At 73.2% G+C, this 11,001-nt stretch carries 8 protein-coding genes and 1 pseudogene; 3 read left to right on the top strand and 6 right to left on the bottom strand.

The features are described 5' to 3' along the window. Positions 1-170: 170 nt before the first annotated feature. The gene (locus tag MTQ10_RS21520) at positions 171-1,475 is read left to right on the top strand and encodes an MFS transporter (protein WP_247470851.1); all 1,305 of its coding nucleotides are present in this window, start codon (positions 171-173) and stop codon (positions 1,473-1,475) included. A gap of 129 nt (positions 1,476-1,604) precedes the next feature. On the opposite strand, the gene MTQ10_RS21515 is transcribed toward MTQ10_RS21520, so the two are convergent. Continuing rightward, entirely contained in the window at positions 1,605-2,225 is a 621-nt protein-coding gene (locus MTQ10_RS21515) for a DsbA family protein (RefSeq protein ID WP_247470848.1), read from the bottom strand. 95 nt (positions 2,226-2,320) lie between these two features. Beyond that, positions 2,321-2,872 (bottom strand): DUF1697 domain-containing protein, encoded by a 552-nt coding sequence (locus MTQ10_RS21510; protein WP_247470845.1) that lies wholly within the window; start codon positions 2,870-2,872, stop codon positions 2,321-2,323. Between the two features lie 421 nt (positions 2,873-3,293). Between MTQ10_RS21510 and MTQ10_RS21505 the strand changes: the two genes are divergently transcribed. Continuing rightward, positions 3,294-5,552 (top strand): MMPL family transporter, encoded by a 2,259-nt coding sequence (locus tag MTQ10_RS21505; protein WP_247470843.1) that lies wholly within the window; start codon positions 3,294-3,296, stop codon positions 5,550-5,552. A 144-nt stretch (positions 5,553-5,696) separates the two neighbouring features. On the opposite strand, the gene mgt is transcribed toward MTQ10_RS21505, so the two are convergent. Then, positions 5,697-6,887: a macrolide-inactivating glycosyltransferase gene (gene mgt, locus MTQ10_RS21500; RefSeq protein WP_247470841.1), complete on the bottom strand. Its 1,191-nt coding sequence runs from the start codon at positions 6,885-6,887 to the stop codon at positions 5,697-5,699. Positions 6,888-7,121: 234 nt separating this feature from the next. Here mgt and MTQ10_RS21495 point away from each other — a divergent pair, with 234 nt between their 5' ends. Next, the gene (locus MTQ10_RS21495; protein ID WP_247470837.1) at positions 7,122-7,985 is read left to right on the top strand and encodes a phosphotransferase enzyme family protein; all 864 of its coding nucleotides are present in this window, start codon (positions 7,122-7,124) and stop codon (positions 7,983-7,985) included. A 51-nt stretch (positions 7,986-8,036) separates the two neighbouring features. On the opposite strand, the pseudogene MTQ10_RS21490 reads toward MTQ10_RS21495, so the two are convergent. The 3 genes and pseudogenes from MTQ10_RS21490 to MTQ10_RS21480 form a co-directional block, all read right to left on the bottom strand. Then, positions 8,037-8,399, bottom strand: a pseudogene (locus MTQ10_RS21490) (LysR substrate-binding domain-containing protein); the annotation flags it as partial. Positions 8,400-8,650: 251 nt separating this feature from the next. Then, entirely contained in the window at positions 8,651-9,373 is a 723-nt protein-coding gene (locus MTQ10_RS21485; protein ID WP_247470834.1) for a 3'-5' exonuclease, read from the bottom strand. Between the two features lie 109 nt (positions 9,374-9,482). Next, positions 9,483-10,751, bottom strand: a complete 1,269-nt coding sequence (locus tag MTQ10_RS21480) for an SAV2148 family HEPN domain-containing protein (RefSeq protein WP_247470854.1) — start codon at positions 10,749-10,751, stop codon at positions 9,483-9,485. Positions 10,752-11,001 lie beyond the last annotated feature (250 nt).

The raw sequence follows: 11,001 nt of genomic DNA, 5'->3' as shown, positions 1-11,001 counted from the left end.
GGGGTGGCGGGCGGGGTCGTGCAGGCAGCGCAGTGAGAACACCGTCTCCTGGAGCGGGGAGCGGGCGAACGAGGTGGTGGCGAGGTCACCGACGGCGAACCGGAACTCGATCATTGAGTGTCACGCTAAATCATTGTCGGCGCGGCCCGGCCACCGGGTTGGCTGTCTGCATGACCACGACACCTGCATCTCCGGCTCCGGGCCAGGACGAGACTTCCGCACCGCGCCGTGCGACCCGCGCGGCCGGGCTGATCCCGACGGATCCCGTGCTGCGGCTGGCGAGCCTTCTGACGCTGGTCAACGCGCTGGGCAACGGCCTGTACTTCCCGCTGGGCGTCCTGTACTTCACGCGCGTGGTCGGCCTGGACGCGACGGCCGTGGGGCTCGGGCTGACCGTGGCCGGTCTGACGGGTGTGGCCGCGAGTGTGCCGGCGGGGCGTGCGGCGGACCGGTGGGGTGCCCGGCGGGTGGGCTCGCTGCTGTGGGGCGGCACGGCGGTGGCGACGACCGGGTACGTGCTGGTGGACTCCTACGCCGGCTTCCTGCTGGCGGTGGTGTGCGCGACGGGGCTCCAGACGGCGAGCCGTGGTGTGCAGGGCGCGATCTACGCGGATGTGCTGCCGGCGGCGACGCGGGTCGAGTCGCGGGCGTATCTGCGGATGGTGGTGAACGTCGGCATGGGCATCGGCGGTGTGTTCGGCGCGGTCGCGCTGCAACTGGACACCAGGGCAGCGTATGTGACGGTGATTCTGGTGAACGCGGTGACGTTCGCGGGTCCGGCGCTGCTGCTGCCCCGGCTTCCGCTGGCGCCGCACGCGGCCGGCCGGAAGGCGCCGGCGGCAAACGCGCCCGCGGCCGAGCGGTGGCGGGCGGTGCGGGATCTGCCGTTCCTGACGGTGACGGTCCTCAACTCGGTGCTGGTGGTGCAGTACTCGCTGTCCGAGGTGGGGCTGCCGCTGTGGATCGTGGAGCGGACGGAGGCTCCGCGCTGGACGGCCGCGCTGCTGATGATCGTCAACTGTGCGCTGGTGGTGCTGTTGCAGGTGCGGGTGGCGCGGCGGGCGTCCGAGATCCCGGCGGCGGTACGGGCGATGCGGTGGGCGGGGCTGCTGCTGGCGGTGTCCTGCGCGGTGTACGCCGTGTCGGCGGGGCTGTCCCCGGTGTGGGCGGTGGCCGCGCTGACCGCGGGGGCGGTGGTGCAGGTGCTGGCGGAGGTGCTGTCGGCGGCGGGCGGCTGGACGCTCGGCTACGGGCTGGCCGACGCCCGCGCCCACGGCGTCTACCAGGGCGTCTTCGGGGCGGGCATGTCGGCGGGCATGATGGCCGGTCCGGCGCTGGTCACGGTCACGGCGATCGCCCACGGGTCGGTGGGCTGGGCCGTGCTGGGCGTGCTGTTCGCCGGGGCGGGCTTCGCGGTCGCCCCGGCGGTGCGCTGGGCACGCCGGGACGGGGACTGGCGGGGCGAGGCGGCCTGACGGGGCCGGGTGGGCTGACAGGGCCGGGTGGACCGGCGAGGTCGGGCGCGTTGACGGCGAGACGGCCTGACGAGGTCGTACGGGCCTGACGAGGCGTACGGGCCTGACGAGGCCGTACGGGCCTGACGGTCAGTCGAAGGAGAGTCCGCCGGTGCGGGTCCGCTTCACCTCGAAGACGTCGGGGTCGGAGGCGAGGGTGCGGAAGCTGTCGAAGAGGCGTACGGCGCGCTCCCCGCGCGGGACGGCCCGCAGCACCGGGCCGAACCAGACGGTGCCGTCGACGTGGAGGGTCGGTGTGCCGACGTAGCCGCCGGAGTCGGGCTCGAATCCGGCCTCGTGGCTGCGGCGTACGGCGTCGTCCCAGGCGGGGTCGTGGGCGGCGGCGGCCAGGTCGGCGTCGAGGCCGAGTTCGGCGAGGGCGTCGGCGACCACGGCGTCGTAGTCCTCCTGCCGCTGCTCATGGATGCGGGTGCCGAATGCGGTGTACAGCTCGCGCAGCACCTTCTCCCCGTGGCGTTCGGCGGCGGCCACGGCGACGCGGACGGGGCCGATCGACTTGTCGACCAACGCGCGGTACCAGTCGGGCAGTTCGTTGCCGAGGTTGTGCAGGTAGAGGCTCATCGCCCGGAACCGCAGGTCGAGGGGGCGCTGCCGTTCGACCTCCAGCAGCCAGCGGGAGGTGATCCAGGCGAAGGGACAGGCGGGGTCGAAGTAGAAGTCGATGCGGGTCGGCGCGTCGTCGGTGGTCATGCTTCGACGGTAGGCGCGGACCGGCGCCCGGTCCTGGCCCATTCGGGCGCCGTTTTCGTGGTCCACTTCCGGGCCGGGCGGCCCCTGCGGGGGGCTCAGTCGGCGGCCGTCAGCTCCACCAGTTTGCGTACGGTGTTCCAGTTGCGGGTCGTCGCGATCAGGCCCTCGGTGAGGCGTGGCCGGGCGAGGGCGTCGGCGAGCCTGGAGCGGCCGAGTCCGTCGGGGGCGTACAGATACAGGGCGCGGTCGCCGAGGCGGAACTCCTCGGGCCGGAACGCGGCCCGGTCGATCTCCGCGAACCGGTCGGCGGTGACCGGCCGGGAGAGATAGGTGACGTGCAGCTGCTTGGGTTCGAGGCTGTCGGCGGGGAACGGGCAGGCGTCGGCGACTGCGGCGAGGTAGGCGTGGTCGCGGACGATGACGTCGACGGAGAATCCGAATCTCTTCTCGATCGCCCGGGCCAGCCCGTCGGCGAGGGTGTCCTCGTCGCCCCGCTCGGCACCGAAGACAGCCTGGCCGCTCTGGAGGTAGGTGCGCACGCGCGTGTGGCCCAGCTCTTCGAGCACGGCACGCAGTTCGGCCATGGGGAGTTTGCGGTTGCCGCCCACGTTGATGCCGCGCAGCAGGGCGGCGTACATCGTCGTCATGGGCTCACCTTAGAGAGCGTCCCCCGCCCGGGCCGGCTGTCGCGCCCCGTGGGGGCGGGCGCGGCGTGCGCCGCGGGCGGGGGACGCGCGAAACTCTCGCGGATCGGCGCGCGCGGATCAACATCTCCACGCGGCTGTGACTTTTTCAACAAGGTTTCGTAATGACAAACCGGGTGCCGGTGGCGGAACGGACGGGGTCCGGGCCGGTCGCGCCCCTGATCGCTGCCCCTGAGGACCACCGGTAGGTGTAGGGGGCAGGGTCCTTCTCAGAGCGGAGGGGGTTGCGCCCCGGAGGGAGGAGCGGGCCGCCGCGGAGGTCACCGGGCAGCAGGACGAGACGGCTTCGTCCGCCCCCTACCGTCGAACGCGGAAGGTGGGCGGCACCGGGCCGCCACCGCGGATCGAGGGGGACAGGCCCGTCATGGCAGGTGGAGAGGCACGGGTGCGGGGATTCGCCGCGCGGGCCGGCGGCTGGAGCGCCCGGCATCGCTGGGCGGCCGTCGGCATATGGGTGCTGTTCGTCGTCCTGGCGATGGGTGTGGGCTCGGCCGCCGGCCGGGTGGACGTCAAGGACAGCGACCAGCTGAAGGGCGAGACCCACACCGCCGCGAAGATCATCGAGGACGCGGGGATCGAGGAACCCGCCGGTGAGACCGTCCTCGTCCAGGCGAAGGGCAGTGGACTGACGTCCGAGGACGCCGAGTTCAAGCAGGCCGTCGCGGACGTGGTGGCCGCGGTGCAGAAGACCGGTCAGGTCACGGACGTCACCTCGCCGTACGACACCGGCACCGTATCCAAGGACGGCCGCAGCGCGCTCGTGCAGTTCGACATGCGCGGCGAGGCGGAGACCGCCGGGGACCGGGTGCAGCCGGTGCTGGACGCCGTCGAGGGCGTGCAGAAGAAGCACGCGGACACGCTGCGGATCGAGGAGATCGGCGGCGCCAGCATGATGAAGACGTTCTCCGACGCGTTCGGGGACGACTTCCAGAAGGCCGAGTACTCGGCCGTCCCGGTGGCCCTCGGCATCCTGCTGATCGCGTTCGGCGCGCTGGTCGCGGCGCTGCTCCCGGTGCTCCTCGCGATCACCGCGATCATGGCGACGATGGGTCTGATGGGCATCGTCAGCCATGTCGTGCCGATGAGCGACACCGCCAACTCCGTGATGCTGCTGGTCGGTATGGCCGTCGGCGTCGACTACTGCCTGTTCTATCTGCGCCGTGAGCGTGAGGAGCGGGCGGCGGGCCGGGACGCGCAGACCGCGCTGCGGATCGCCGCGGCGACCAGCGGCCGGGCCATCGTGGTGTCCGGTGTGACGGTGTGTGTGGCGATGGCGGGCATGCTCTTCACCGGTCTCGCCGAGTTCGAGGCGATGGGCCTGGCGTCGCTGATCGTGGTCGCCGTGGCGATGGTCGGCTCGGTGACGGTGCTGCCGGCGCTGCTGTCGCTGCTGGGTGAGCGGGTCGAGAAGGGCCGGCTGCCGTTCCTGCGCCGCCGTTCCCGCAACGCGCCCCGCGAGAACGGCAGCCGGGTGTGGAGCGCGGTGCTGCGCGCGGTGCTCGCCCGCCCGGTCGTCTCGGTCGTGGTCGCGGTCGGCGCGCTCGCGGCGGTCGCGGCGCCCGCGCTCGGCATGAAGACGCAGCAGCTCACGCTGGACCAGGAGTTCGGTGACTCACTGCCGATCGTGCAGACGTACAACCGGGTCAACGAGGCCTTCCCGGGCGGTTCCGAGCCCGCCGAGGTCGTGGTGAAGGCCCGTGACATCGACGCGCCGCAGGTGCAGGACGCGCTGGCGGCGTTCAAGGAGCGGGCGATCTCCTCGGGTGCCTCGCGCGGCCCCGTCGAGATCAAGACGCACCCGGCGCAGGACGTCGCGTTCGTGTACGTGCCGCTGGTGGGCGGTTCCGACCTGGACAAGGCGTCCGAGAGCCTGGAGAAGCTGCGCGACGAGGTACGGCCCGCCACGCTGGGCCGCGTGGAGGGTGTCGAGGCGCCGATCACCGGACAGGTCGCCGGGTCGCACGACTTCAACGACCAGCTGGCCGGCTCCGTCGCCCCGGTGTTCGCGTTCGTCGTGGTGTTCGCGTTCCTGCTGATGCTGCTGTCGTTCCGCTCGCTGACCGTCGCGATCACGTCGATCCTGCTGAACCTGCTGTCCGTGGGCGCGGCGTACGGTGTCCTCGTGGCCGTCTTCCAGCACGGCTGGGGCGCCTCGCTGGTGGGCGCGGAGGGTGTCGGCGCGATCGTCACCTGGCTGCCGCTGTTCCTGTTCGTGATCCTGTTCGGCCTGTCGATGGACTACCACGTGTTCGTGGTGTCCCGGGTGCGTGAGGCGCGGCTGCGGGGCCGTTCGACGAAGGACGCGATCACGCACGGCGTGGTCACCACGGCGGGGGTCGTCACCAGTGCCGCCGTCATCATGGTCGCCGTCTTCGCGATCTTCGGGACGCTGTCCATGCAGTCGATGAAGCAGATGGGTGTGGGTCTGGCCGCGGCCGTCCTCATCGACGCGACGGTCATCCGGGGTGTGCTGCTCCCGGCGGTGATGGCGCTGCTCGGCGAGCGGAACTGGTATCTGCCGAAGTGGCTGCACCGGCTGCCGGACCTCACCCACGACGAGGCACCGGAAGCGGTCGCCGCACCGCACCCGCACGGCGACCGGGGCGAGCCGGTACGGCTGTGAGCGGCCGGTGCGCCGTGATCGACGGGCGGTGAGACCGCGGCGACGAGGATGCCGTGGTGAAGGGGCTGTGGTGAGCGGCGCACGTGGGAGGCGAGGGCCCGTCGGACACTCCGGCGGGCCCTTTCGGCTGTCCCCCTCCGCCTGTCACGGCAGTTCGGCCTCGATGAGGTCGGCGGCGCGGCGGGTGCCGCCCTCCTCGGCCATCTGCGCCTGGATCTCCTTCAGCCTCCGGGCCACCTCCTGGTCCTCGACGAGGGCGAGGGCGGCCTCTCGGAGGGCTTCGGCGGTGGCGTCCTCGGTCGCCAACTGGCGTGCCACACCGAGGCCTTCCAGCACGGACGCGTTGCCGAACTGGTCCGCCGCCTGCGGTACGGCGATCATCGGCGTGGCCGTGGCGAGGCCCTCCTGGCTGCCGCCTGCCCCGGCGTGGGTGACGAAGAGGTCGGCCTGACGGAGCACCGCCAGCTGCGGCACCCAGGACCGCACCTCGACGCCGGGCGGTACCTCGCCCAGTTCCGCCGGGTCGACGTGCTTGCCGATCTGGAGCACCAGGTGCCAGCCGGGCAGATCGCCGAATGCGCGCACGCACTGCCGGTAGAACTCCGGCCGCTTGGTGAAGGCGGAGCCCAGCGACACCAGGACGACCTTCTCGGCGTCGGAGGGCCGCTGCCAGTCGCCCTCGGCGCGGCGGTCGCCCTGACAGGCGCCGACGAAGGTGTACACCTTCTCGTCGACCCGGTCGGCGTTCCACTGGAGCGCCTTGGGGATGAGCACGAGGGAGCGGGCGGGCCGGCCCGTGAAGTCGTCGGGGCGCTGGTCGATGCCGTTCTCCTCCAGCCAGGACCGGAAGCGGGCGTAGTAGGCGCGGCCCCGCTCGGTCTTCTTCGGCTCCTCCCACATGGGGGCGGCGACCTCTTCCTCGTATCCCTCCCAGGCGACCATGTGCGGCGCCAGGGAGATCGCGGGGACACCCCAGCGGTGGGCGAGCACGCGGGCCGGGTACGAGGCGGTGTCGTGCAGGACGAGGTCGGGCACGTCGTCCCGGTAGGCCTCGGCCAGCTGGGGCAGCGCCTGGACGGCGTCGTCGAGGAACGGCTCCACGTTGTCGAGGAGGGCTTCGCCCCAGGCCTCGGGGTCGGCGTCGGGGCCGGGCAGTGTGGACTGCCACGGTTTCACCTCGGCTCCGGTCCCGGCGACCTTGTCGGCCAGGGCGGGCGGGATCGCGTAGGTGACGCGGTGGCCGCGGGCCACCAGCTCACGGATCACCTCCAGGCTGGGGTTCACATGGCCGTGGGCCGCGATGGAGAACATGGCGATATGGCTGCGTCGGGTCATGTGAAGGACGCTACACGAGACGATACGTCTCGTCTAATTGTTTTGCCTCGGGTGCGCCCGAGCACGTCGCGGGGCGCGCACCGGAAGGGCCGTCCGACGGTCGCGCCGCCTGCGTCTCGGGGCCTCCCCCGCACACCCCCCGACCTGTGCGAATGCGAGACTGGCGGTCGCGTCGCCCGGGCGGCGCGACGGCAGGACGAGGACACGGAGTCACGGAGTCACGGAGGCGAACCGATGGACGAGGCACGGGCCCGCGAGGTGCTGGCCGCGGCGGACGTACTGCCGGGCGGGGCCGGGGACGCCCGGCTCCTGGCCCTCGGCGAGAACGCGGTCTTCGCCGCCGGTGACCTCGTCGCCAAGGTGGGCCGGGACGCCGAACTGCTGGAGCGGGCCGGGCGCGAGCTGGGCATCGCGCTGTGGCTGGAGGAGGCCGGGGTGCCGGCCGTGCGGGCGGCGGAGCCGAAGCCGCTGCTGGTGGACGGGCACCCGGTGACGGTGTGGCACCGGCTGCCGGACCCGGTGCGGCCCGCCGGCCCCCGGGACCTGGCGGAGCTGCTGCGGATCGTGCACGCTCTGCCCGCGCCGCCCGTCCCGCTGCCGCCGCGCGAGCTGCTGGGCGGGGTGGAACGCTGGCTGCGGCTGGCCGGTGACGCGATCGACCCCGAGGACGCGGCGTATCTGCGGGAGCGCCGCGACGACTTCGCGTCGGCCGCCGCCGCGCTCACCCCGCATCTGCCGCCGGGGCCGATCCACGGCGACGCCCTGCCGCGCAATGTGCACATCGGCCCCGACGGGCCGGTCCTGGTCGACCTGGAGACCTTCTCCTCGGACTTCCGTGAGCACGACCTGGTGGTGATGGCCCTCTCCCACGACCGGTACGGCCTGCCCGACGAGGAGTACGCCGCGTTCACCGAGGCCTACGGCTGGGACGTGCGCGCCTGGGAGGGGTGCGCGGTGCTGCGCGGGGCCCGGGAGACGGCGAGCTGCGCGTGGGTGGCGCAGCACGCGCCGGGCAACCCCAAGGCGCTCGCGGAGTTCCGGCGCCGGGTGGCGTCCCTGCGGGACGGCGACGAGACGGTGCGCTGGTACCCGTTCTGAGCCGGGGCCCGGCTCGGACCGGAGGGCGGCGTCGGGCTCGGCGGCAGGGCCGGTGTCCCGCTCCCGGACGGCGGTGGCCGCCCGGCGCAGTTCCGTGAGGACGGTGCGTACGGCTCTGCGGGCGATGCGTTCCGGGCGGTGGAGGGCGTCGATGTGCCGGCGGGCGCGGACCCCGGTGAGGGCCGCAGCACCGGGTCGGGGGGCGGCGCATGGTCCAGCGGGGCATGAGGGCGATGCCTCCACCGGCGGCCACGGCCTCCGCGAGACCGCGAACTCGTCGATGCGGTGCGCGAGATGGAGCCGCCGTCCGGCCGCGGCGGCGATCGCCTCGACGGTGGCCGGCACCGGGAACCCGTCGTGCACGGTGATCCACGGCTCGCCCGCCACGTCCTTCGGGGTCACCCGGCGTCCTGCTGGACCCCTCCGGGCACCCGGACGGCCTGCCGCTCTCCTTCTGCGCCCGAGCCGGTGATGCCGGCCGGGCCGCGCCGGGGGTCCGTGAGCCAGACCGACCGCGCCGGGCTGACGGTGGACCGAGCCGGTGATGCCGGCCGGAGCCGCGCCGGGGTCCGGGACACCAGGCCGCAAGCGCCGGTCGGGCCACGCCGGGCCGCCCGTGAGCCGAGCGGTGGCCGCCGCTCGGGCCACCTCCGCCGACAGGTCGCTCAGGCCACCTCCGCCGTGAGATCCCGCAGCGGCCACGCCCCTTCCACCACCGCCGTCAGGTCGCCCTTGCGGCGCAGGAAGGCCTGGAAGTCGGCCGCCCACGCGGCGTACCACTCGATCTGGCGGCGGTGCAGCTCCGCCGGGCCGAGCGCGCCGATCTTGGGGTGGCGGGCGGCTATCGCGCAGGCCAGCCGGGCGGCGGCGAGGGCGTCCGCGGTGGCGTTGTGCGCGGTGTCGAGGGGTATGCCGTATTCGCCGCAGACCGCTTCGAGGTTGCGCTTGCCCCGGCGGTAGCGGTCGGCCCAGCGGTCGATGGTGTACGGGTCGACGACGGGCGCGGGGTCCAGTCCGCCGAGCCGGTCGCGCAGGGACGGCAGGCCGTGCCGCCGCAGCTCGGCGGAGAGCAGGGTGAGGTCGAAGGCCGCGTTGTACGCGACCACCGGGACGCCTGTGCGCCAGTAGCCGGTCAGGACGTCGGCGATGGCGTCGGCGACCTGGTCGGCGGGGCGGCCCTCGGTGGCAGCGCGTTCGCCGGTGATGCCGTGGACGGCGACCGCGTCCGGCGGGATGGGCACTCCCGGGTCGGCGAGCCACTCCTTGCGGCCCAGCACCTGCCCGTCCTTGACCTCGATCACGGCGCCGGTGACGATGCGCGCCTCGCGCGGGTCGGTGCCGGTCGTCTCCAGGTCGAAGCCGATCAGCAGTTCGCGGTGCCAGGCCATGGCGTCCCCCCTCTGTGGTGGTGCGTTCCCCCAGTGGCCTCCACCTTCGCATGCACCACTGACAATCCGACGCCGGGATTCCGCTTGGCGCCGCCACCGACGGGACACTTCAGGACACGGGTCGCGAATCCGCCCAAGCCAGCTCGAACTCCTCACGGTAGGTGCCGAACAGGCCGCCCTCGTCGACCTCGCCGGATTTGACGATGCGGTCGCCGTTGCGCAGCACCAGCACGGGTGACTCCATGCCGCGGGCCCGCCGCAGATAGGACTGCACGACCGCGATGCCGTCGGCGCCGTCGCCGTCGACGAGGTAGGCGGTGAACCGGGGTGTCTCGTCGTACACCTGGATCTGGAAGGCGCCCGGGTCGCGCAGCCGGGCCCGCACCCGGCGCATGTGCAGGATGTTCATCTCGACGGAGCGGGCCAGCTCGCCGCGTTTCAGGCCGAGTTCCCGCTCGCGCCGCTTCACCGCGCTGGAGGCGGGGTTGAGGAAGAGCAGCCGCACCCGGCATCCGGCCTCGGCGAGGCGGACGAGGCGGCGTCCGGAGAAGTTCTGCACGAGCAGGTTGAGGCCGATGCCGAGGGCGTCGAGCCGGCGCGCGCCGCCGAAGATGTCCTCGGCGGGGAACTGGCGCAGCAGCCGTACCCGGTCGGGATGGACGGCGACGACGTCGGCGTACCGGTCGCCGACGAGGTCCTCGACGGCGTCGATGGGCAGCCGGCGCGCGGAGGGCACGTCGCCGCCCGCGCCGAGCATCTCCAGCAGGCGCGCGGAGGCCCGTTCGGCCTGGGCGAGGACGGCCTCGGACAGGGCACGGTTGCGGGAGACGACGTTGCGGGTGACCTCCAGCTCGTCCAGGGCGAGTTCGACGTCGCGGCGGTCGTCGAGGTACGGCTCGAAGCACGGCCAGTGCTGCACCATCAGCTCGCGCAGCTGGGGCAGGGTGAGGAAGCTGATGACGTTGTCGTCGGCGGGGTCGAGGAGATAGCCCTTGCGGCGGCTCACCTCGCGTACGGCGACGGCGCGTTGGACCCATTCCTGGCCGGCGGGTCCGGCGGCGGCGACCACCCAGTCGTCGCCGTGCACGGGTTCGTACACGGGCCGCAGGACGGCGGCGACGACGGCGCGCAGCCGCTGTTCGACGAGGTTCAGCCAGATGTAGGCCCGGCCGGCCCGCTGGGCGCGGGTGCGGACCTCGCGCCAGGCGTCGGCGTCCCAGTCCAGCTCAGGGCCGATGGAGCTGGACTCCATGGGCCTGGCCAGGGACACCGTGCCGGGCGGGACGTCTGTGGAGTTCCCCTCGTGACCCTCGTCACCAGGGGGCAGCTCCAGCCCTCCCGAGCCCACCCGCGCACCGCCTTCCAGTCCCCCGGGCACTTCCCGTCTCAACGATCAAGGAAGGGTACTCCGCCGACGGTCGGCGGTGCAGCCGGATGGGCCGGGTCTTTTTCTCAACTTCACGGTTTCACATGCCTGTTCTCACGGACAGGGGCCGGTCGGAGTGAGCCGATTCATAGCGGTGACGCCGTACCGGTCGTGGCGCCGAGGCCGTACCGGGCGGTAGCCGGACGGGCGGCCCGGCGGCCGGCGGCAGGCCGGGCGGGGGTGCCGGAGCGGCCCGCGGGGG

The sequence above is a fragment of the Streptomyces sp. XM83C genome (genome assembly GCF_023072675.1).
GTDB classification, from domain to species: Bacteria; Actinomycetota; Actinomycetes; order Streptomycetales; family Streptomycetaceae; genus Streptomyces; species Streptomyces thermocoprophilus.
The sequence above is the reverse complement of the archived record's forward strand: the minus strand, read 5'-3'. Positions and strand labels throughout refer to the sequence as shown.

What these genes read in the sequence shown, in the direction of transcription:
- MTQ10_RS21520 (WP_247470851.1), top strand. Translation starts at nt 171, where the DNA reads ATGACCACGACACCTGCATCTCCGGCTCCGGGCCAGGACGAGACTTCC.
- MTQ10_RS21515 (WP_247470848.1), bottom strand. Translation starts at nt 2,225, where the DNA reads ATGACCACCGACGACGCGCCGACCCGCATCGACTTCTACTTCGACCCC.
- MTQ10_RS21510 (WP_247470845.1), bottom strand. Translation starts at nt 2,872, where the DNA reads ATGACGACGATGTACGCCGCCCTGCTGCGCGGCATCAACGTGGGCGGC.
- MTQ10_RS21505 (WP_247470843.1), top strand. Translation starts at nt 3,294, where the DNA reads ATGGCAGGTGGAGAGGCACGGGTGCGGGGATTCGCCGCGCGGGCCGGC.
- mgt (WP_247470841.1), bottom strand. Translation starts at nt 6,887, where the DNA reads ATGACCCGACGCAGCCATATCGCCATGTTCTCCATCGCGGCCCACGGC.
- MTQ10_RS21495 (WP_247470837.1), top strand. Translation starts at nt 7,122, where the DNA reads ATGGACGAGGCACGGGCCCGCGAGGTGCTGGCCGCGGCGGACGTACTG.
- MTQ10_RS21485 (WP_247470834.1), bottom strand. Translation starts at nt 9,373, where the DNA reads ATGGCCTGGCACCGCGAACTGCTGATCGGCTTCGACCTGGAGACGACC.